The sequence below is a fragment of the Actinomadura geliboluensis genome, from assembly GCF_043197915.1.
Lineage (GTDB): Bacteria > Actinomycetota > Actinomycetes > Streptosporangiales > Streptosporangiaceae > Spirillospora > Spirillospora geliboluensis.
This window is the reverse complement of the sequence record NZ_JBICUA010000016.1, coordinates 1-20,626: the sequence shown is the minus strand read 5'-3', so window position 1 is coordinate 20,626 and position 20,626 is coordinate 1. Positions and strand designations below refer to the sequence as shown.

Here is a 20,626-nt window from a genome sequence, read left to right as displayed (position 1 = left end):
ACCCGTACCCCAGGAGGACGGAACAGTGTTCTGGATCACGTTGGTCATCGGGCTCGCCGGTACGGCGGTCGCTTTGGCGCTCGCCGCGCGGCGGGTGCTGTTCCTGTACACCATCGCCAAGAGCGGGCAGCCCGACCCTGAGCGGACGCTGCAGCTCAAGCGGGAGCCGCAGAAGGCGGTCGAGGGCCAGGCCGTGGAGGTCCTGGGGCAGCGCAAGCTGCTGAAGTGGACCGTGGCCGGTGCCGCGCACTTCGCGGTGATGTGGGCGTTCTTCCTGCTGGCGACCGTGTACCTGGAGGCGGCCGTCCAGCTGCTGTTCGGCCTGGAGGCGCACATCCCGGGCCTGCAGACCTGGGGGCCGATCGGGTTCGTGCAGGACACCATCGCGCTGGCGTGTCTGGCCGGCCTGATCGTGTTCACCGCGATCCGGGTGAAGAACTCGCCGAAGCGGCTGGGCCGCAAGTCGCGGTTCAAGGGCTCGCACCTGTCCGGCGCGTGGATCACGCTGTTCATGATCTTCAACGTGATCTGGACGATGTTCTTCTTCCGGGGCGTCGAGGTCGCGCGCGACAACTTCGGCTACGGCGGCGCCGCCTACTTCTCCCACCTCACCGGCAAGCTGTTCGACGGGATCGGCAGCGACGGCACCCTGGAGGTGCTGGAGTCGGTCGGGCTGCTGCTGCACATCGGCGTCGCGCTGGTCTTCCTGGTGTTCGTCGTCCACTCCAAGCACCTGCACATCTTCCTGGCCCCGCTGAACGTCATGTTCAAGCGCCGGCCGGACGGCCTGGGCGCCGCGCAGCCGATGATGTCGGGCGGCAAGCCCCTCGACTTCGAGGAGGCCGACCCCGACGAGGACGTCTTCGGCCGCGGCAAGATCGAGGACTTCACCTGGAAGGGCTTCCTCGACATGGCGACCTGCACCGAGTGCGGTCGCTGCCAGTCCCAGTGCCCGGCCTGGAACACCGGCAAGCCGCTGTCGCCGAAGATGCTCATCCTGGAGCTGCGCGACCACGCGCTGGCCAAGGCCCCCTACTTCACCGCCTCGGAGGAGCAGCGGGAGAAGTTCACCGACGAGCAGAAGCTCGCCATGCAGGTGGACAAGGAGCTCGTCGGCGACGACGGCGTCATCCACCCCGACGTGCTGTGGTCCTGCACCAACTGCGGCGCCTGCGTCGAGCAGTGCCCGGTCGACATCGAGCACATCGACCACATCCTGGACATGCGCCGCTTCCAGGTCATGATCGAGTCCTCGTTCCCCAGCGAGGCCGGCGTGATGCTGAAGAACCTGGAGAACAAGGGCAACCCGTGGGGCATGTCGGAGATGAAGCGCCTCGAATGGATCGAGGAGCTGGACTTCGAAGTCGAGGTCGTCGACGACAAGGTCTCCGAGGACACCGAGTACCTGTTCTGGGTCGGCTGCGCCGGTGCCCTGGAGGACCGGGCCAAGAAGACCACCAAGGCCGTCGCCGAGCTGCTGCACATCGCGGGCGTGAAGTTCGCGGTGCTGGGCCCGATGGAGGCGTGCACCGGTGACCCGGCCCGCCGGCTGGGCATGGAGTTCGTGTTCCAGATGCTCGGCCAGCAGAACGTGGAGACCCTCAACGACGCGGGGGTGAAGAAGATCGTGGCGACCTGCCCGCACTGCTTCAACACCCTGGCCAACGAGTACCCGCAGATCGGCGGGAACTACGAGGTCGTCCACCACACCCAGCTGCTGGCGCACCTGGTCGAGTCGGGCAAGCTCACCCCGGTCACCCCGATCGAGGAGAACATCACCTACCACGACCCCTGCTTCCTGGGCCGCCACAACAAGGTCTACAAGCAGCCGCGCGACATCATGGCCACCGTCCCGGGCGTCAAGACCCAGGAGATGCACCGCCACAAGGACCGCGGGTTCTGCTGCGGCGCCGGCGGCGCGCGGATGTGGATGGAAGAGCGCATCGGCAAGCGCATCAACACCGAGCGCGTGGACGAGGCCCTGGAGACCAACCCCGACACCGTCTCCACCGCCTGCCCGTTCTGCCTGGTGATGCTCGGCGACGCCATCAACGAGAAGAAGAACGAGGGCGCCGCCAAGGAGACCCTGGAAGTCGTCGACGTCTCCCAGCTCCTCATCCGCTCCATCAAGGGCGACGGCGGCAAGGCCGCCGAGGAGAAGGAGCCCGTCGCCGCCGAGTAGGGCACCGCGCGAAGCACGAAGAAGGAAAGGACCCCGGGCCGGGCACGGCTCCGGGGTCCTTCCCGTTTCGGGGGTCAGGGGCGAGGGGTCAGGGCCCGGGGGCCGGTTCCACGGACGGGGGCGCCGCCTCCGGTTCGGCGTCCGTCGCGTCGGGCGCCGGCGGGACGGTGATGAGCATGTCGCGCAGGGCGTGCACCGTCTCGTAGGGCAGGATGTTCCGCGTCGCGAGGTCGTCCACCGAGGCCAGCGGGCCGTGCGCCGCCCGGGCCAGCACGATCAGCTTCGCGTGGTGCGGGTCCACGCCGGGCAGCGCGGCGAGCAGGTGCTCGGGCGCCGCGTTGACGTCGACCAGCCCGCCGTCGTCGAACGTCCGGGGCAGGTCGGGGCGGCCGATGCCGAGCGTGCGGGCGATCGACGGGTGGTGCGCCGCCAGCGACCGGGCCTGCGCCCTGCGGACCCGCCCCTCGATCAGCCGGACGTCCGGCACGTGCGGCCCGGCGCTCGGATACGGGTCGGCCGTGAGGACCGCCAGGTGGACGGCGCCGCCGAGCATCGTGAGGATCAGCGCGAAGAAGACCGGGCCGTCCCACAGGGTCGGCTCCTCCGAGGTGATGCTCAGGATGCCGGTCACGAAGAAGGCCGACAGCGCCAGGTAGCCGCCCGCCATCAGTGCGAGCGGGCGGCTCCGCCGCCGTGCCGCGTAATAGGCGACGAGGGCGGAGGTCAGCATCCCGAAGCTCAGCACTGGCAGGGCCGCGAGGACGGCCCGCAGCGGCCACGGGACGTGCCGTCCGACCGGGGGCGCCCAGACCGGGTGCTCCGCCGGGAGGTGAGGTGCGGCCGGCGCGCCGAGGTGCGGGTGAGCGGCCGCCATCGGTGCTAACGGGGCCACTCCCACCGCGGGCGACGGATGCGGATCCAGCGGCGGATCGAGCGCCGGGTCGGGTGGGGCGAAGGGCGGCGCGGCCGGTGCGGCCGCTTCGGGACGTGCCGGCTGCTCGGCCGCCGCCGGCGGGCCCGCCAGGGACGGGCCCGCCAGGGACGGGTCCGAGCGCAGGATGCCGAGGTGCAGGCTCTGCAGGCGCTCGCCGGGCTCGACGCCGAACTCGGCCGCGAAGAAGTCGCGCGCGTCCCGGTAGGCGGCGAGGGCCTCGGCCTGCCGGCCGCACCGGTAGAGCGCCAGCATCAGCAGGTACCGGAATCCCTCCCGGAGCGGGAACTCGGCGACCAGCCGGAGCAGTTCGGGGACGAGCCGCGCGTGCTCCCCCACGTCCAGCCCCGCCTCGGCGCACGCCTCCAGCGCGGCCGCGCGCGTCTCCTCCAGGCGGTCGCGCGCCGCGTCGAAGAACGCGCCGTTCAGGCCCGCCAGCGCCGGGCCCCGCCACATGGCGAGCGCCTCGCGCAGCATCGCCTCGGCTCCCGCCGCGTCGCCCTCGTCGCGCACGGACCGGGCCGCCTTCACCCGCTCCTGGAAGACCTCGGCGTCCAGACCGCCCGGCGGGACGTGCAGCGCGTATCCGGCGCCGGTCAGCGCCAGCAGCCGCCCCGGAGCGCGCGGCGAACGGTCGGGCTCCAGCACGCGGCGCAGCCCGGCCACGTACTTCTGCACGACGTTCGCCCCGTTGTCGGGCGGCTCGTCCCCCCACACCGCCCGCACGATCGACGCCGTCGGCACCGGCCGGCCCGGCGTGAGCAGCAGGACGGCAAGGACCGCGCGCTGCTTGCCCGGGCCCAGATCGAGCTCCCGCCCGTCCCGCCACGCGGCCGTCCGGCCCAGGATCTCGAAGCGCGTCGACGGCCCCTCGTCCGGCAGCGCGACCACCTCCACTCACCCGCCCCGGGGCGCCGCGGCAGCCGTTCGGCAGCCCGGACGCAGTTGACCGCAGCATAACGACAGTGATCCGGCATGCGCCTGGAACAGGCTCTTTGTGGACATCGGGGGCGATGTCCCACCAAGTGTGTGAGAGAGAGGGGGCCCGGGTGCCTCATCACCGACTGCGGGCAGGCCGGGTGACGGCCGTGCTCGTCCTGGCGGTCGCGTCCGGAACGGCGGCCTGCGGACCGGCGGAGAAGACCGGAACGACGGAGAAGGCCGGGGCGACGGCGAAGACGTCCACCACGCCCGCGACGGGCACGGCCGGCGGTCCCGCGGCGGCGCCGGCCAACGGGGTGGAGAAGCTGGGGGCCGACGAGATCCTGCGACGCGCCCGCAAGGCCACGGACGGCGCGGGGTCGCTGCGAGTCCGCGGGCAGGTCCAGGACGGCGGCGACACGTACACGCTCGACTTCCGCTACGAGGGCGCGACGAAGTCGACCGGCTGGTTCCAGCAGGGGAACCAGCGCGTCGAGATCACGAGGATCGGCAAGGAGGTCTACCTCAAGGGCAACGACGCGTTCTGGAAGTCGATCGGCGGGAAGGGCGCGCTGCAGCTCTTCTCCGGCAAGTACCTCAAGACGTCCAACACCGCCGCCGACTTCAAGGACCTGTCGATCTTCACCTACCGCACGGCCCTGTTCAACGAGGCCGTGAAGTCCGCGGACACCTGGCGGAAGGGCAAGACCCTGACGGTCGGGGGAACCCCCGCGCTGAGCCTGACCACCGCGGGCGCCGCTGACGAGATCCACGTCGCGACGCAGGGGGAGCCGTACGTGCTGGCGCTGGCGGGCGGCCCAGAGAACCGCATCGAGTACACCGACTACGGGAAGCCGGTGACCGTCCAGCGCCCGCCCGCCGGGAGCATCGTCGACGAGAGCGCGTTCGACTGACTCCCCACTGAACGGCCGTCCGCTCGGCGGCGCCCGGGGCCGCGGGCGCCCGCGCCGAGCGGACGGCACCCCTTTGCGCGCGAGGGAGCGGCGAGGTTCTGAACGCGGGCGGCTTGGTAAGACACGGGAATGGCCGTGCTCGTGTCCGTCCTCGCGTTCGTGATGACGCTCGCCGGGGGCTTCGCCGCGATGCGGGTGCGCGACCGGCGGCATCTCGTCCTCGGCCTGGCCGGCGGGCTGATGCTCGGCGTCGTCGCCTTCGACCTGATCCCCGAGTCGCTGGCGATGACGCGGCAGCGCCCGCTCGGCGTCCCCGCGCCGATGATCGGGTTCGCGGCCGGGTTCGTGCTGCTGCACGTCGTCGAGCAGGCCGTCGCGATCCACCGCGCCCACGAGGACGAGTACGCGCCGCACGTGCACGCCCACGGCATGGCCGGCGGGGCGGGCGGGCTGCTCGCCGCGTCCGCGCTCGTCCTGCACAGCCTGGTGGACGGCCTCAGCATCGGCCTCGGCTTCCAGTCCGGCACCGACGTCGGGATCTTCGTGGCGCTCGCCGTGATCACGCACGACTTCGCGGACGGCTTCAACACCTTCACCGCGGCGTCGCTGCACCGCGCCGACCGCCGTCCCGCCGTCCTGCTGCTGCTCCTGGACGCCGCCGCGCCCATCGCGGGCGCCGCGCTCGGCATGCTCGCGACCGTCCCCGACGCCGTCCTCGGCCCCTACCTCGGGACGTTCGCCGGGGTCCTGCTGTACCTGGCCGCCGCCGAGATCCTGCCGGAGGCGCACAGCGTCCACCCGCGCGTCATGACCCTCTGCGCCACGGGCGCCGGGCTCGTCGCGGTCCTGTTCATCGCGGGCTTCGCCGGGTGACGCGGCCCGCGGAAGGCGAACGGCCGCGAACGGCGAAGGGCCGCCCGGCCATGCCGGACGGCCCCTTCACCCGCTATGGGGTAAGCACCCGCTACGGGCTCGGCTCGCGCCGACGGGTCAGCTCGTCAGGGACGTCGCGTAGCTCTGGTTCGTCTTGAGCCACTCGTCGACGGCCTGCTCGGGCTTGCCCTTGTACTTGTTCTCCATGAGGTCCTCAAGGGACCCCAGCTGCTTGTCGTCCATCTTGAACTTCTTCAGCCAGCCCGCGACCTCGGGCTGGTCCTTGCCGAAGTCCTTGCGGCCGACGGTGTAGATGGTGTCAGGCTTGCCCATCGCACCCTTCGGGTCCTTCAGGTCGCGGATGGGGTACTTCGCGTACGCCCAGTGGGGGCGCCACAGCGTGACGACGATGTCCTTCTTGGCGCTGATGGCCTTGTCCAGCTCCGTCAGCATCGCCGCCGTCGAGGACGTCGTCACCTTGAACTCGTCCTTCAGCCCGTACGCGGGGAGCATCTCCTCCTGGGAGACCCGGTACAGGCCGGAGCTCTTCTCGATGCCGACGATCTTGCCGTCGTACTGGCCGCCCTTGCCCTTCAGGTCCTCCAGGGACTGCAGCGGCGAGTAGTTCGGCACCGCGATCGTCAGCGGAGCCGAGTCGTACCAGCTGCCGACCTTCTCCAGCTTGTCGCCGTACTGCTTCCAGTAGTCCTCGTGGGTGCCGGGGAGCCAGGAGTCCAGGAAGAGGTCCACGTCGCCCTTCGACATGCCGGCGTACAGGGGGCCGGTGTCGAGGGTCTTCACGTCGACCTTGTAACCCTTGTCGGTCAGCAGGCGCTGCCACAGCGCCGTCGCGGCCTCGCCCTCGGCCCAGCCCGAGACCACGCCGATGGTGATGTTCTTGTCGTTCTCACCCCCACCCGAGTCGGAGTCGCCGCACGCGGCGGTGGTCAGTCCCAGCGTCAGCGTCAACGCAGCGACCGTCAGACCCTTCAACTTGAAACGCATGCCCATCCTTTCGTTGGCTTGCATGGTGGTGGGGGGAACGGCGCCCCGCGGGCCGGACGGGCCGGTCCGGCCGGAGGCGCAGGCCGTGGAATCAGACCGGGTTGGCCATGCCGCGGCGCCACAGGCCGCGCATCAGGCTCGGCCCCTCGCCGAGCGCACCGGTGAGGCGGTCCAGGTAGATGGCCAGGATGACGACCGCGATGCCGCCCTCGAAGCCCTTCGCGACGTCCACCCGGTTGATGCCCTCCAGCACCTCGCCGCCGAGGCCGCCCGCGCCGACCATGCCCGCGATGACGACCATCGACAGCGACAGCATGATCAGCTGGTTGACGCCCGCCATGATGGACGGCATGGCCAGCGGGATCTGGATGCGGGTCAGGATCCGGTTCGGCGGCGTGCCGAACGCCTCGCCCGCCTCCACCATCTCCGGGTCGACGCCGCGGATGCCGAGCTCGGTCAGCCGCACCCCGGGGGGCATCGCGAAGATCACCGTCGCGACCACGCCGGGCACGGAGCCGATGCTGAAGAAGAAGATCGCCGGGATCAGGTAGACGAACGCCGGCATCGTCTGCATGAAGTCGAGGACCGGCCGGACGATCCGGCTCACCACGTCGCTGCGCGCCGCGGCGATGCCGATCGGGATCGACAGCACGGTCGCGACCACCGCCGACACCAGCACCAGTGCCAGCGAGTCCATCGACGCCTCCCACAGCTCCATGCTGTCGACCAGCGCGAAGCCGAGGATCGTGAACAGGGCGAGGCGCCAGCCGCTGATGACCAGTGCGATGACGGCCAGCACCAGCGTCAGGCCGAGCGGCGGCAGCACCGTGAGGACGTCCGTGAGGGCGTCCACCGACGACTCGATCGCCGTGCCGATCCCGTCGAACAGCCACGACAGGTGGTCGGTGCACCAGTTCACCAGGTTGTCGAACCACTCGCCGACCGGGGTCCGGGGCAGCTCGATCAGCTCACTCACCGTCGCCGCCCTCCTTCGCCAGCGCGAGTTCCGGTTCGGCCTCGACGACCTCGTGCGAGTTGATCGCGCCGAGCGCCGCCAGCAGCGTCACCCGCGGGATCACGCCGAGCAGCGTTCCCTCCTCGTCCGCGACGGGCACCGGCAGGTCGCTCTCCGCGCACCGCGTGAACAGGTCCGCGACGGGGGTGTCCGGCGGCACCGGCTCCAGGTCCTCGGGGTCGATCAGGCCGTCCAGCTTCTGCACGTTCTCCTGCACCGCGTCGGCGATCCGCGCGGCGCGCACCCGCCCGACCAGCTTGCGGTCGCGCCCGACGACGAAGGCCGCCGACGTCTGGTGCTCGCGCATCGTCCGCAGGGCCGTCCGCGGCCCGGTCGACGCCAGCACCGTGACCAGCGGCTTCTCCATGACGGACGACGCCGTCAGCACCCTGGCACGATCCACGTCGGCGACGAACTGGGCGACATAGTCGTTCGCGGGATCGGTGAGGATCTCCTCGGCCGTGCCGATCTGCACGATCCGGCCCTCGCGCATCACCGCGATGCGGTCGCCGATGCGCATGGCCTCGTTCAGGTCGTGGGTGATGAAGACGATCGTCTTCCCGAACCTGCCCTGCAGGTCGAGCAGCAGGTCCTGGACCTCCCGCCGGATGAGCGGGTCCAGGGCGCTGAACGCCTCGTCCATCAAGATGATGTCGGTGCCCGCCGTGAGCGCCCTCGCGAGCCCCACGCGCTGCTGCATACCGCCCGACAACTGGCTGGGAAGCTTGTCCTCCCAGCCTTCAAGTCCCACCAGTCCCAGGAACTCCCGGGCCTTCTTCTCGCGTTCTTCCTTCGGGACACCGCGGACCTCGAGCCCGTACGCCGCGTTGGCCAGAACCGTCCTATGGGGGAACAGCGCGAAGTGCTGGAAGACCATGCTGATCTTGTTCTGCCGAAGCGCCCGCAGCGCCTTCGGCGACATCTTCGCGATGTCCTGGCCGTCGATCTCGACGCTTCCGGAGGTGACCCCGAGCAACCCGTTCAGCATCCGGATGAGGGTCGACTTCCCCGACCCCGACAGGCCCATGACCACGAAGATCTCGCCCTGCCGGACCTCGAACGAGGCGTCCACCACCGCCGGTGTGACCCCGAGGTCGCGGACCGCCTTCAGATCGGCGCCCGCCTTGAGTTTCCGCTGTGCCTCAGCCGTCTTGCGACCAAAGAGCTTGGTGACGCTTTCCGCGCGGAGTACTGACACGATCTCCTTCCGGGTTTCCACGTGCGTACGCGGAAACGGCTCGCTCAATCCGTCCAGACGCCCGGACGCGACGAGCCTCAGGCAAAGAGACTGTCAACCAGACGCCAAAGCTGTGCGTCGCCTGAAACTACCCGCCCAGAGAACATGTTTCATCTTTTGGTGAGTTCCGTCACGTTCAGGTCACAAATGGGCTACACCTTAGTCCGGTGGAAGTTCAGGTACGACCGCGACGGCGTCGGCCCCCGCTGGTCCTGGTACCGCGACCCGTACTTCGCCGAACCGTAGGGGTACTCCGCCGGCGAGCTCGTCCGGAACAGGCACATCTGCCCGATCTTCATCCCCGGCCACAACTTGATCGGCAGCGTCGCCACGTTCGACAGCTCCAGCGTCACGTGCCCGGAGAACCCGGGGTCGATCCACCCCGCCGTCGAGTGCGTCAGCAGCCCGAGCCGCCCGAGGCTCGACTTCCCCTCCAGCCGCGCCGCGAGGTCGTCGGGCAGCCCGAACACCTCGTACGTCGACGCGAGCACGAACTCCCCGGGATGCAGCACGAACGCCTCATCGGGCTCGACGTCCACCAGCCGCGTCAGATCCGGCTGCTCCACAGCGGGATCGATGTGCGGGTACTTGTGGTTCTCGAAAACCCGGAAGTACCGGTCGAGCCGCACGTCCACACTGGACGGCTGGACCATGCCGGGCTCGTACGGGTCGATCTTCACCCGCCCTGACTCGAGCTCGGCCCTGATGTCGCGATCGGAGAGCAGCACGCCTGAAAAGCTATCCCACCCCACACCCACACCGGCGATCCGGTACAGTATCCACAGCATGGACGCCCCCAAGGGCCCCACGCGGGTGTAGTTCAATGGTAGAACTTCAGCTTCCCAAGCTGACAGCGCGGGTTCGATTCCCGTCACCCGCTCACGACGAAGGCCCAGGTCAGGGACATGATCCTCGACACTGGGCCTTGATCGTTTTTGATTGACATCACTGTCGTGCAATTAGCGTGCAACTAGGCCACGGGCACCAGCGACCCCGCCGCCCCGTCATCGTCGTCCCCGTCCCGCTTCTGGTCGGCCTGGACGAGCGCGTTGAGCCCGTCCGCGATCGCACGGTCAGCAGTGCTCGACCGGTGCTGATACCGCAGCGCCGCCCGCTCGTTGTCGTGCCCCATGCGCGCCATCAGGTTGCGCAGCGAGACGCCCATGTCAGCGGCAAGCGTGTTCCCCGTGTGCCGCAGGTCATGGAAGTGCAGGTTCGGGACGCCGAGCGCCTCCACGACCGGCGTCCACCGGGTCAGCTTGTTGAACCCGCTACGCCGCAGCGGCCCGCCCTTGATGCCCGTGAAGACGAGGGCATCGTCCCCCTTCCTCGTGTACTTGGTCAGGTGCGCGACCAGGTGAGGGACGATCGCATCCGGAATCGCGACCGTGCGCAGGCCAGCCCGTGACTTGGTCGGCCCCAGGATCATCTGACCGTTCGCCCGCTCGACGTAGGCACCGCGGACCCGGACCGTGCGGTTGGCGATGTCGATGTCACACCGCCGCAGCGCCGTCACCTCGCCCCACCGCAGGCTTGCGAACGCGGCGAGGAGGATGAGCGCCCGCAGGCGATCGTCTCTGGTCACGTCCGCGCGCCCGTCTTCCGCCAGCTTCCACAGCGCCCGATCGGCGTCCGGCCGGGTCGCGAAGGTCTGCGGGAGCCGCCGCATGTCGCCGTCCTTGGCCCGGTACCGGACGCGGTACTCGCCGGAGTGGAGTTTGCGGATGTTGCCGACCGGCCGCACGCCGACCCGTTCGGCCAGGTCGAAGACTTGCGCCACGGTGAGGACGGGACGCTCGGCCGCTTCTTCGGTGCCGGCACCGCGCACGCGGCACGGGTTCCGAAGGAGGATCTTGTCCTCCTCGACGGCCGTCATGAGGACGGCCCGCAGCAGCCGGTACGCCTTTGCCGTCATGGTCCCCGACACCCCAGAGGCGAGGAGCGTCGACCGCCACTCACGGATCATGGCCGTACTCAGCTTGCCGAGAGGCACGGCGCCCAGGTGCGGGACGATGTACTTCCCGAGAAGCCAGGTGTACAACTCGACCGTCCGAGGCCGCAGACCCGCCCGCTGGTCGACCCACTTCGCGGCGTAGTCGCCGACCGTGACCTTGGCCCGCTCAGGGTCGGTCCACTCGCCGCTGAGGATCTGGGCCTCAGCGAGCGTCAGCCACTTCTCGGCGTCGCTCTTGCGCGCGAAGGTCTTGGGCGCCGTCCGGCGCTGCCCGTTCGGCGCGAGGTAGCTCGCTTGGAACCGCCCGGAGGGTAGTTGCCGGATGTTGCCGAAGCGCCGGTGTCCCGCCTTGTTGCCTTTGGCCATTACGCAGCCCTCCAGACGTCGGACGCGGTCATGGGCTCGACGAGACCGGCCGCGATGAACTCGTGAAGTGCGGATTCGGGGATGCGCACGAAGCGCCCGAGCTTGACGAAGCGGATGCGCCGTTCGGCGACGAGCCGACGAGGGAACCGCGGGGAGGTGTTCAGCCGCTCGGCCGCTTCCGTGATCGTCAACAGCCGTTCGTTCGGGTCGATCGGGGCTGTCTGGGGCCTTGCCTTGGTCAAGCTGCGCTCCTAGCGGTCGCTGCTGGCGGAGGTGGGAGAGGTCTTCCGGTGAGCGCGGCGGTGACGAGCGCCTCGCCGCGCGTGAGGCCCTGGCTGTGGAAGCGCCATTCGCCGATGGCAAGGACGAGGTCAGGGTCTTGGTCGCCGGGCGGGTGCCAGCCGGGGGACTGCTCGCGGACGTAGGCGATGCGTGCGGCCCGCAGCGCGCCGAGGGTGGTGGAGTAGCGGCGGGACTTGGTCGAGAAGTGGCCCCGGAACCCGAGCATGTGAGCCCACTGGACGAGCCGGAGATCGGCGAACTCCTCCAGGGCACCCAAGGTCAGGCATGCGTTCATGAGCCGCCGGGCGTGCGGCGTGATCGGAAGCTCGTCCAGGTCGTCAGAGGGTTGAAGCCGCCGGTCGAGGGTGCCGACGCATTCGGCGGCCTTGGTGGCGTACTTGGCGATGTAGCCCGCTACCGCCTGCTGCGTGAGCGTGCCCGAGGACGTGATGGCCCGGATGTCGACTTGCGCGCCCCAGGACAGGGACCGGGCCGGGATGCCGGGCGCGGCCGGAGTGGTGACCGACACCGCGCCGGCGGCGTGCCGGACGGCGTCCTCCAGCAGCCGGACGTTCGCCCAGCCGGGCGGGGATGTGGCCGGGCCGTCGGGGCCGTCGAAGCGGATGACCGCATGGAAGTGGACGACGCCGCGCCGCTGGTATTCGGCGACCTTGGCGAAGGAGACCGCCAACGTCTCGCGGAACTCTTTCTGTGTCAGCCCGGCTGACTTGGCCAGGTAGCGGCGCAGGGCGAGCGTGAAGCGCCGCCACAGTTCCGGCGCGAGGGCGTTGAACAGCACCGACCCGGCGTAGTCGTAGCAGTCGGGGCACAGCGGTTCGCCGAGCCGAGGGTCGTCGTCGGAGTGCCGGACGGCGCAGGAGGCCACCACGCCATGCGGGCACGGGGTGGCGCCCCGTCGAGGGTGGCAGCGTTCGACGCGTCCGCCGTTGCGCACCCGCCGAGCGTGGACGGGACCGAACGAGGGCGCGGTCAGCGTGATGAAGGCGGCCGGGTGGCCCGAGACGCTGTCGGGGATGCCCTTGCCGCCGGCAAGGCCCGCCCGGATGAGCTGGTAGGTGTCGGCCCGGTAGATCTCGGCGCACGCCGGGCACCGGGAGGCCCGCCGGGTCTTGCAAGCCACGGGAAGCGCACCGTCGGGTTCGGTGTCGGTGGAGTAGCTGTGCAGCAGTTCCCCGGTACCGGTGTGGACGTGCTGCACGGTGCCGGTCAGGAACACCGGCTGCGCGCAACCACCGGTTGCGCGAGCACGAGCGGCCCACCGCTCGAAGTCCGGCCGGTCGAGGATCTTCGCCATCAGCCGGGCATCGGTCGGCGTGACGACAGGGTGAGGCACGATGAAGGGGTCTCCTTACCGGTTTGTGCGGGACAGGGGATGGCCCCCGACGTGACGGCGTGACTTGGCGGTTGAGCGGTCACGCCGGGGGCGCTCAAGTCATTGGCAGTTGCCGAGGCCGGAGCAGTGCGGGCAGGTGTCGCCGTAGGAGTCCAGGCCGGTCCCGCCGCAGTTGCAGCACTGCCACCACTCGCCGACCGGCGCGAGCGGACGCGGGAAGGCGACGGCCGATCCGGTCGCGGAGTCCTGGGCGGTCACCTCGGTGGAGCCGCAGGCCGAGCACGAGGGACCGCTCCGCAGCGCGAGCAGGGTTGCCCAGCCGAGCCCGCCGGCGGTGACGTTGCAGGCCCGGCAGCGAAGCCGCCACGTCGACAGGTTCTCGACCGTCATCAGGCGGCCCGCCCGGTGTCCTCGCCGTTGCCGTCCTGCTCGTCCGGGTCGGTGTCGAGGACGATGTTGCGGCAGTAGCTGTCACGGGCGAGGGATTCGCGCTGGTTCCGTTCGGGGATGTGGACGATGGCGTAAATGATGCGGCCGAAGCGCTTGGTGGCGGTGTAGTGGCCGCCGTGCGGGCGGCCGTCGTCGACCTCGACGCCCAGGAGCGCCGCCGTCTGGTCGACGAGCGCGACGGCCGAGGCGTCGTCGTCGCGGGTGAACACGTGGTAGCGCTCGCCGTACTCGTCGACCGGAACGCCGGGGTTGGCCTCCAGGAAGTCAGCGAGGGCGCGCAGGCCGGTGATGGTCTGGTGCCGGGCGAACAGGTCACCGGGCACGATCGGGGGCGTCTGGCCGGTCGGGTTGCTGTGGGTGGTCATTGCGGGTTCCTCCAGTGGTTAGGCGAGGGATGCGGTTTCGGTGCGGAGTTGGCGGAGCAGGTCGGAGGCGAGCTGGTTGGAGACGCCGAGGCGGGCGCGGAGCGCGTCACGGGTGATCGGCCGCCCGTGCTCGGTTTCGTGTTCGGCGGCGACACGGCGCGCGAAGTCGACCAGCGGCCCCGCCGGACCTGACGAGGACGAGTCGGACGGCGTCGAGGCGGAGTGTTCGGCGGGGACGGGGATGGAGGTCTGGCCGTCCTGCTCGTCCTCGCCCCGCTCGTTGCCGTTGTGATGGACGGCCGGGACGGCGGCGGCGACCGTGGGCCGCTCGTCCTCCCACACCACCCACGGCGACGAGACCGAGGACGGGACGGACGAGCCAGCCGACGACGAGGACGGGGACGGGGTCGAGGGCGAGGACGGGCGGCCGAAGGAGTCCGGGACCGGCGAGGGGGGAGCCGCCGCGCGGGGGCCGGCCTTGCGGCGTTCGAGCATGGAGACGGCGACCAGGAAGGCGCCCGCTGGGGTGCCTGCGGTGATCCAGCCCCAGACCGAGGGGTCGGCCTGTGCCAGGTTGGCGGCCAGCGACAGCAGCACCCCGCCGACGAGAACGACGGTCGGCCAGGACAGGCGCCCCGTTGCGCGTCCGGTGCTCTTGTCGCGCTGCCGCTCTCCGGCCGCCATGACACAGGTCAGGTCGATGCACACCGCGATGGCCCAAGCCATCCAGCCGCGTTGACCGTGTTCGGTTGCTGTGTCGCGGATGTGGGTGAACGAGCCCGCCGCCGCGATACCGGCCAGCACCACCACCGGCCCCGAATCGGCGACCGCGCCGAGGACGCGCCGGGTCATGCCGCCCGCCGGACGTCGACGAGCGCCAGGAGTGCGGCCAGTTCGGCGTCACACCGGTGCGTGTCGGCCCAGTCGTCGACCTCGCCGCAGGACAAGGAGGCGAAGGAGTCGGCGCAGCGCTGGCACCGGGCGATGTGCAGGGAGCGGAAGTCGTCCCACTCGACCCCGACCGGCCACACGTCCCAGGACGACACCGCCGAGGACGAGCGGGACGGGGACGAGGACGACAAGGCGGACGGCGAGGACGGGGACGGGACGGCGACGAACCGGGGGCGAGGGCGGGGACGAAGGGCACGGACGCGGGCGACCATCGGGCAGCCTCCAGGGACGGGTTTCGGGCATGGGTCGGGTAGGGAGGTGGCGTGATCAGGGCTCACGCCGAGCCGGGAGAGAGAGGAAGGGAGAGGAAGTCGGGCCGGTTATGCGGCCGGGTCGACGGCCGGGACCGAGCCGATGAGGGCGTCCCAGTCCGGGGTCAGGTGCGCGTACTCACGCGCCGCCTGCTCGGCTTCACGCTCGGGGACGTAGACCGAGCGGGCGCGGTGCCAGGAGCCGTCTTGCCCAGCGACGATGCACACGCCGGGCGTCTCGGCGGGGATGGCGCGGGCGGCGTCCAGGGCGGCCGGGTCGAGGTCGCCGAGGGTCATGTTCGCGGTCTCCGGGTCGTTGACCCGGTGGCACACCCGCCCGGAGAGTTGGGCGCGCAGGGCGGTGACGCCGGGGCCAAGGTCGGCGCCGATGCGCTGCCCGCACACGATCAGATGCACGGCGAACGCCCGGCCGAGCTGGGCGACCCGCAGCAGCGCGGTAGCCGTCCGCGACACCTCCTCCTTCTCGGACTTGTCGGCCATCAGGAACAACTCGGCGACCTCGTCCACAAGGACCACGACCGGCACCGGCCGCAGGTGCTCGGGGAGCATCCAGACGTTGCGGGCACCGTGCGCCCGGCACAGCGCCATCCGGTTCTCGACCTCGCCGACCAGATCCGACAGCAGGTCGACCGACTCTTTGCGGGTGGTGGCCAGCGCCGACAGGCGCGGCGCGTACGGGGTGAACTCGACGCCGCCCTTGAGGTCGAAGCCGACCAGCGCGACCGGCTGAGGAGCCAGGCCCTTGATGAGCGCGTTGGCCAGGTTCGACTTGCCGGACTGTGTGGCCCCGGCGTTGAGCCAGTGCGGCACGGTGCGGAAGTCGATCAGCCAGTCACGCTCGTTCTCCAGCTTGCCCGGACGGACGGTCAGCAGTTCGCCGGTTTCGGGTTCGGTGGCCACGTCGACCAGCGGGTCACGCATGGTGGCCCACAGGGTGACGTAGCCGGGCCGGACGTCGACCACGCGCACCGAGTGGACGCGCCAGGCGTGCGCGATCCCCTCAGCCGCCTTCTCATAGTCCGCCGGGACCTGGCCGTCGTGGAGCCGCAGGCGCATGCGCCAGCCGAGCCGGGTGGGTCGCAGGATGCCCAGGCGGGGAGCGCGTTCGACGTCGACCCGCCGTACCCGCCGCCTCTGCTCGACCACCGTCGCCGCGGACCGGGACGCCGGCCCCACCACCGGGATAGCGTCCAGGGTGAGCCGGAACCGCCGCCGGTTACGGGTCAGCTTGCACCCGGAGGCGACGTGATGCCACGTCAGATAGACGAGCACCGCGCGGAGCGGGAAGCCGATGCCGCACCAGAACGAGGCCGGGTGGTACCGGCGCCAGGCCCAGAGCCCGGCCGCCGCAGCGGCCAGGACCCCGAGCACCAGGAGCAGGTCAGTCATGACCGGGCCGCCGTTCAGGCCACGCCCGCCGAAGCGGACGCATCCGACGACGCCGACGGGGAGGCCGACGAGGGCGAGACGGCCGACACGGGCGCGATGCGGTCGGCGCGGTAGGCCAGACCCCAGCGCTTCTCGCCCCCGAGGACCGCCTCCCACGGGAAGGCGACGAGGCCGACCGGCGTCACGACCTCCCCGATCGTCACCGACTGGTCGCCGACCACCGCGACGTTGAGCAGGTCCACCCGCCCCGCCACGTCGGCCGCCGACAGCCCGACCGTGAACACCGTGTGCCCGTTGCGATCCGTCTTCACCTCCCCTGTCTCCTGGTTGACCAGCTTGGGACGCGGCGGCGACACGCACACGAACGTCAGCGCCGACACGTCCACCGGAATGTTTCGCACGTCAGCCTCCAGGCCATCGCTGCTACCTACATTCCTAGGTTACATAGGAAAGTGAGTAGGTCAAGCGGGTGACCGAAACTTTCCTAGGAACCCACGAACCTGAGTGGGCCGGTTATGCTGCTGACATGGGAAAACCTGGTGCAGCGGACCGCCGGAAGGTCTATGTCCGCATCGCGGACGAGCTGCGTAGAGACATCGCAGGAGGGCGGTACCCGGTGGGGGAGGCGCTACCGTCCATAGCCAAGTTGGGTGAACGGTTCGGCGCGGCCGGCGCCACCGTGGAACGCGCGCTAGCGGTCCTGCGCGAAGAGAACATCATCATGAGCAGGCAGGGCACGCCGAGCATTGTTACGAGACGGCCGGAGAAGGAGGCGGGCGAACCCGCGGAGACGGCCGAAGGCCCAAGCGAAGAGTTCACTCTCCTTCTTGGACAGCTCAAGGAAATCCGGGAGCAGGTACGTCGCCTCAGCGTGAAGGTTGATGACCTGGACGAGCGAACGAGGGACCTCTAGGCCGACTGTCGCCAACCATCCCGCCCACCCACGAAAAGCGACGACCGCACGGCACAGGAACCCACGGTGCCCCACCGCTACCCCCGCGCCGCACGGCCGTCACGGCCACGGCCACCCGTCAGGGTGCGTGATGGCCATGACCAGCTCTCGCACCGACACCGCCTCAACCAGCCGCCACCCACGGTCACAGCGCACCAGCGCCCACAATGACCGCGTGTAGGGCCCCCGCCAGCACGTGACCCCGAAGCGGTCCGAGATCTCGGCGAGGGCCGCCCCGGCGTCCATCAGACCCCGTCCGTCCTCCAGGACGAGCCTGCCGCCGCGATCCACCGATCTAGCGACGTCATCACCCGCAGTACCGCCAGCTCCACATCCGAGCACGGCGCGAGCAGTTCCCCCGTACTGGACCGGTACCACCACCCCCCATCACCGCCGGTGACGGTGACGCTCTCACCCAGGCCCGCAACCTCCGGGAAGTGCACCCGCAGCGAGGGCAAGGTCTCGGCGTAACGGCGCTCCACCCGCCACCCGCGCCGCCGCAGCACCCGGCCGAGCCGGTTGAGCAGCCGCCGCGCGGTGAACGGCCGAGGCGACGCGACGAGTGCATCCGGGGGGATAGGCACCCGCCGCGCCGCCTCAGCCTCCACCAAGGCCGCCCCACCCAGCGCAGGGACGGCCCCATCCGGTGACGGCGGGGTCCAAGCCACCATCACCAGGCCCTTTTCAACACCGGACGCCCCGCACGCTGCCGCTCCTGCACCAGCGCCTCACGCAACGCCGCCGAGTCCGACCGGATCACCGTTGCATCCACGCCCGCGGCCGAGTCGTGCAGCGTCGCGACCCAGTCGCCGAGACGCCCGTCCCAACGCCGAGCCCGCCAGATCCGGTGACCGGTGAACTCCTCCTGAAGCCGACGAAGAGCCGGGTCATCGTTGTGCGCACGCGTTTCCATCGCAGGGTTCCTCAGTTGAAGTCGTTGGTCTCAGGCCGCCCCGGTCTCGTGGACCGGCGACGCCGTACCGGCCCGGTGAAGCCGAGCCGCGATCTGCCGTGTCCGGACGTGGAGTTCATCGAGTTCCGCAGTGACCTCGGCGAGTACCGCGAGAAGGGCCTGACGCTCTTCTTCGGTCAGCCCGCCGGCCCGCCCCGAGTCATTGCCGCGCAGACGCGGCATGGCGAGCCGCACCACCTTGTCTTCCGAACGCACACGACCGCTCATGTCAACCACGGTGTCGTGTCGGCCGCGCCTTTCCCATGTCCTGACACCGACGCAGCACTGAACTTGTCCTGCACCCGGCCATGTGAGCAGCCCATATCTACTGACAGACTGAGCCCTATGGCTGAACTCAACGGCATACCTGTCACCCCGGATGAGCTCAAAGCGCTAGCTCTGGTGAACTACGGTCATTTCACCTCGATGCGCATGGAAAACCAGCACATCAGAGGCTTTTCGCACCATCTAGAGCGACTCGTCCGAGACTGCCGCGTTCTCTTCGGCCACGAGCTGGACCGCCGACAGGTCCGCGACTACGTCCGACAGGCCACCGCCGGACGAGACGGCGCGTTCGTTGTCCGCGTGACGATCTACGACCCCGGCCTAGAGCTAGGCCACCCCGGAGCCCAAGCCGAGCCGAAGATACTCGTCACGACCCGGCCGTCCGGAGCATGGCCGATGTCCCCCATGCGGGTGCAATCCGTCCCCTACGTGCGCGAGCTGCCCGAACAGAAGCACGTCGGTCTGTTCGGCGCCCTATGGCACCGCCGCAACGCCCAACTCGACGGATTCGACGATTGCGTTTTCACCGACCCGGAGCTGTACGTCTCCGAGGGCGCAACGTGGAACATCGGGTTCTACGACGGACAGCAAGTCATCTGGCCCAACGCCGAAGTTCTTCCCGGCGTGACCATGCGCCTACTCCACCAGGTGCACGACGCGACATCCCTTGGCCCCGTCAACCTCTCCGACCTACCGCGCATGGAAGCCGCGTTCGCCACCAACACCGCCATCGGCGTACGAGCGATCACGGCCATCAACGAAGTGGAGTTCCCAGACGCGCACCCGATCTTGGCGACTCTCCGCAAGGAATACGAAGAGATCCCCGCCGAAGCCGTCTGAGCACCGCCCCGCTACGGAGAACCCGACATGCCCCCCACAGTCTCACGCTGGACCGGCAAGGAAGCCCGCGCCCTACGAGACGCCAAGCGCGTCAGCCAGGTGGAGTTCGCCGCAGAACTCGGCGTCAGCGAACGCATGATCGTCAGATGGGAGAAGGGGAACGTCACGCCCCGCCCCATCAACCAGCAGGGCCTTGACACCATCCTCGCCGCCTGTAGCCCCGACGTGCAGGCACGCTTCGCCGAGATGATCGGCTTGACGAGCCCGGCCACGTCCGCCCAAGATCCGGGCGTGTCCTCAGAGCAGCCAGCAAGCCCCCAGTCAGAGCCGGACGTGCCCGTCGGCGACGAAGACCAGGTCAGACACCCCATCGACGGGAAGCTGATGACGCTCGTCCCGGCCGGCGTCTACTTCGCAGGCGAGAACAGCGAACCCGTCTACCTCCCGGCGTTCTACATCGACGTGTTCCCCACCACAAACGCCGACTACGCCCGGTTCGTCGCAGCGACCGACCACAAGCCGCCGCAGCACTGGGAGAACGGCGTCACCCCCGAGGGACTCGACAACCACCCGGTCGTGTTCGTCACCTGGCACGACGCCCACGCCTACGCCCAGTGGTCCGCCAAGGCCCTCCCCAGCGCCCAGCAGTGGGAGAAGGCAGCCCGAGGGACACGAGGCGAGATCTACCCATGGGGCAACCAGCGGACCCCGGCGAAGGTCAACTGCCGAGAGGGCGGAAAGCGCAGCACGACCCCCGTTGACTGCTACGCGAGCGGCGTAAGCCCGTACGGCGTCTACGACATGTGCGGCAACACCTGGGACTGGTGCTCGACCGAGACCGAGCCGGGCCGCTACGAGCTGAAGGGAAGCGCGTTCACGAGCCCCTTCCTGCGCTGTGCCCCGTCGACGTTCAACGACGCCTCAGCAGACATGCTCGACGACGACACCGGCTTTCGCTGCGTGACCCCAGCCGAGACCATGCGAGCCCTGCTCAACGTGAGAGGCCAGTCAGCCACCTGACACCACGACCGGCGCACGGGGTGTCAGGTCTCAGGAGGTTGGTGACAGATCTGGCTCGGGAGATGGGTGACACTCCGGCTAGATGATCGCTTGTGGTCCACGTTAGTCCTTGCCTG

At 69.9% G+C, this 20,626-nt stretch carries 22 protein-coding genes, 1 tRNA gene and 1 pseudogene; 7 read left to right on the top strand and 17 right to left on the bottom strand.

Features of this window, described 5'->3' with window-relative positions; genetic code table 11:
* The first annotated feature begins 25 nt into the window (after positions 1-25).
* Positions 26-2,182: a (Fe-S)-binding protein gene (locus ACGFI1_RS38615; protein ID WP_392792643.1), complete on the top strand. Its 2,157-nt coding sequence runs from the start codon at positions 26-28 to the stop codon at positions 2,180-2,182.
* An 88-nt stretch (positions 2,183-2,270) separates the two neighbouring features.
* On the opposite strand, the gene ACGFI1_RS38610 is transcribed toward ACGFI1_RS38615, so the two are convergent.
* Positions 2,271-4,010 carry a BTAD domain-containing putative transcriptional regulator gene (locus ACGFI1_RS38610; protein ID WP_392792642.1) on the bottom strand — a complete coding sequence of 580 codons (1,740 nt, stop codon included), beginning with the start codon at positions 4,008-4,010 and terminating at the stop codon, positions 2,271-2,273.
* A gap of 152 nt (positions 4,011-4,162) precedes the next feature.
* Here ACGFI1_RS38610 and ACGFI1_RS38605 point away from each other — a divergent pair, with 152 nt between their 5' ends.
* Both ACGFI1_RS38605 and ACGFI1_RS38600 read left to right on the top strand, forming a co-directional pair.
* Positions 4,163-4,948 (top strand): hypothetical protein, encoded by a 786-nt coding sequence (locus tag ACGFI1_RS38605; protein WP_392792641.1) that lies wholly within the window; start codon positions 4,163-4,165, stop codon positions 4,946-4,948.
* Positions 4,949-5,077: 129 nt separating this feature from the next.
* Positions 5,078-5,821 carry a ZIP family metal transporter gene (locus tag ACGFI1_RS38600; RefSeq protein WP_364544365.1) on the top strand — a complete coding sequence of 248 codons (744 nt, stop codon included), beginning with the start codon at positions 5,078-5,080 and terminating at the stop codon, positions 5,819-5,821.
* Positions 5,822-5,938: 117 nt separating this feature from the next.
* Here the strand turns inward: ACGFI1_RS38600 and ACGFI1_RS38595 are convergent, their stop codons facing one another.
* The 4 genes and pseudogenes from ACGFI1_RS38595 to dcd form a co-directional block, all read right to left on the bottom strand.
* On the bottom strand, positions 5,939-6,826 hold the full coding sequence (locus tag ACGFI1_RS38595; protein ID WP_138639123.1) for a glycine betaine ABC transporter substrate-binding protein: 888 nt from the start codon (positions 6,824-6,826) through the stop codon (positions 5,939-5,941).
* 91 nt (positions 6,827-6,917) lie between these two features.
* Positions 6,918-7,634 (bottom strand): annotated as a pseudogene (locus tag ACGFI1_RS38590) (ABC transporter permease); the annotation flags it as partial.
* Between the two features lie 160 nt (positions 7,635-7,794).
* Positions 7,795-9,039, bottom strand: a complete 1,245-nt coding sequence (locus tag ACGFI1_RS38585) for a quaternary amine ABC transporter ATP-binding protein (protein ID WP_392792640.1) — start codon at positions 9,037-9,039, stop codon at positions 7,795-7,797.
* Positions 9,040-9,230: 191 nt separating this feature from the next.
* Positions 9,231-9,806: a dCTP deaminase gene (dcd, locus tag ACGFI1_RS38580; protein WP_171069237.1), complete on the bottom strand. Its 576-nt coding sequence runs from the start codon at positions 9,804-9,806 to the stop codon at positions 9,231-9,233.
* Between the two features lie 81 nt (positions 9,807-9,887).
* Here dcd and ACGFI1_RS38575 point away from each other — a divergent pair.
* Positions 9,888-9,958: transfer RNA gene (locus ACGFI1_RS38575), tRNA-Gly, on the top strand.
* A 90-nt stretch (positions 9,959-10,048) separates the two neighbouring features.
* Here ACGFI1_RS38575 and ACGFI1_RS38570 read toward each other — a convergent pair.
* The 9 genes from ACGFI1_RS38570 to ACGFI1_RS38530 form a co-directional block, all read right to left on the bottom strand.
* Complete coding sequence (locus tag ACGFI1_RS38570) at positions 10,049-11,398, bottom strand: tyrosine-type recombinase/integrase (protein WP_392792639.1); 1,350 nt, start codon at positions 11,396-11,398, stop codon at positions 10,049-10,051.
* A complete protein-coding gene (locus ACGFI1_RS38565) occupies positions 11,398-11,640 on the bottom strand; it encodes a helix-turn-helix domain-containing protein (protein ID WP_240808220.1) in 243 nt (80 codons plus the stop codon). Before ACGFI1_RS38565 ends, ACGFI1_RS38570 begins: the two co-directional genes overlap by 1 nt.
* Positions 11,637-13,034 carry a replication initiator gene (locus ACGFI1_RS38560; protein WP_392792638.1) on the bottom strand — a complete coding sequence of 466 codons (1,398 nt, stop codon included), beginning with the start codon at positions 13,032-13,034 and terminating at the stop codon, positions 11,637-11,639. The genes ACGFI1_RS38565 and ACGFI1_RS38560 overlap by 4 nt, the downstream gene beginning before the upstream one ends.
* A gap of 99 nt (positions 13,035-13,133) precedes the next feature.
* The gene (locus ACGFI1_RS38555) at positions 13,134-13,424 is read right to left on the bottom strand and encodes a hypothetical protein (protein ID WP_392792637.1); all 291 of its coding nucleotides are present in this window, start codon (positions 13,422-13,424) and stop codon (positions 13,134-13,136) included.
* Positions 13,424-13,849 carry a hypothetical protein gene (locus tag ACGFI1_RS38550; protein WP_392792636.1) on the bottom strand — a complete coding sequence of 142 codons (426 nt, stop codon included), beginning with the start codon at positions 13,847-13,849 and terminating at the stop codon, positions 13,424-13,426. Before ACGFI1_RS38550 ends, ACGFI1_RS38555 begins: the two co-directional genes overlap by 1 nt.
* An 18-nt stretch (positions 13,850-13,867) precedes the next feature.
* Positions 13,868-14,701, bottom strand: coding sequence for a DUF2637 domain-containing protein (locus ACGFI1_RS38545; RefSeq protein WP_392792634.1), 834 nt, complete (start codon positions 14,699-14,701; stop codon positions 13,868-13,870).
* Positions 14,698-15,012, bottom strand: coding sequence for a hypothetical protein (locus ACGFI1_RS38540; protein ID WP_392792633.1), 315 nt, complete (start codon positions 15,010-15,012; stop codon positions 14,698-14,700). The genes ACGFI1_RS38545 and ACGFI1_RS38540 overlap by 4 nt, the downstream gene beginning before the upstream one ends.
* A gap of 108 nt (positions 15,013-15,120) precedes the next feature.
* Complete coding sequence (locus ACGFI1_RS38535) at positions 15,121-16,461, bottom strand: FtsK/SpoIIIE domain-containing protein (RefSeq protein WP_392792631.1); 1,341 nt, start codon at positions 16,459-16,461, stop codon at positions 15,121-15,123.
* A gap of 14 nt (positions 16,462-16,475) precedes the next feature.
* Positions 16,476-16,862 (bottom strand): SCO3933 family regulatory protein, encoded by a 387-nt coding sequence (locus ACGFI1_RS38530; RefSeq protein WP_392792629.1) that lies wholly within the window; start codon positions 16,860-16,862, stop codon positions 16,476-16,478.
* 125 nt (positions 16,863-16,987) lie between these two features.
* Here ACGFI1_RS38530 and ACGFI1_RS38525 point away from each other — a divergent pair, with 125 nt between their 5' ends.
* Entirely contained in the window at positions 16,988-17,374 is a 387-nt protein-coding gene (locus tag ACGFI1_RS38525) for a GntR family transcriptional regulator (RefSeq protein ID WP_392792628.1), read from the top strand.
* A 284-nt stretch (positions 17,375-17,658) separates the two neighbouring features.
* On the opposite strand, the gene ACGFI1_RS38520 is transcribed toward ACGFI1_RS38525, so the two are convergent.
* From ACGFI1_RS38520 to ACGFI1_RS38510, 3 genes are all read right to left on the bottom strand, one after another.
* Positions 17,659-17,997 carry a hypothetical protein gene (locus ACGFI1_RS38520; RefSeq protein WP_392792627.1) on the bottom strand — a complete coding sequence of 113 codons (339 nt, stop codon included), beginning with the start codon at positions 17,995-17,997 and terminating at the stop codon, positions 17,659-17,661.
* 86 nt (positions 17,998-18,083) lie between these two features.
* Positions 18,084-18,326, bottom strand: coding sequence for a hypothetical protein (locus ACGFI1_RS38515; protein ID WP_392792626.1), 243 nt, complete (start codon positions 18,324-18,326; stop codon positions 18,084-18,086).
* Between the two features lie 30 nt (positions 18,327-18,356).
* Positions 18,357-18,593 carry a hypothetical protein gene (locus tag ACGFI1_RS38510; RefSeq protein ID WP_392792624.1) on the bottom strand — a complete coding sequence of 79 codons (237 nt, stop codon included), beginning with the start codon at positions 18,591-18,593 and terminating at the stop codon, positions 18,357-18,359.
* A 117-nt stretch (positions 18,594-18,710) separates the two neighbouring features.
* Between ACGFI1_RS38510 and ACGFI1_RS38505 the strand changes: the two genes are divergently transcribed.
* Both ACGFI1_RS38505 and ACGFI1_RS38500 read left to right on the top strand, forming a co-directional pair.
* Positions 18,711-19,490 carry an aminotransferase class IV family protein gene (locus ACGFI1_RS38505; protein WP_392792622.1) on the top strand — a complete coding sequence of 260 codons (780 nt, stop codon included), beginning with the start codon at positions 18,711-18,713 and terminating at the stop codon, positions 19,488-19,490.
* Positions 19,491-19,517: 27 nt separating this feature from the next.
* Complete coding sequence (locus ACGFI1_RS38500) at positions 19,518-20,510, top strand: SUMF1/EgtB/PvdO family nonheme iron enzyme (protein ID WP_392792620.1); 993 nt, start codon at positions 19,518-19,520, stop codon at positions 20,508-20,510.
* Positions 20,511-20,626 lie beyond the last annotated feature (116 nt).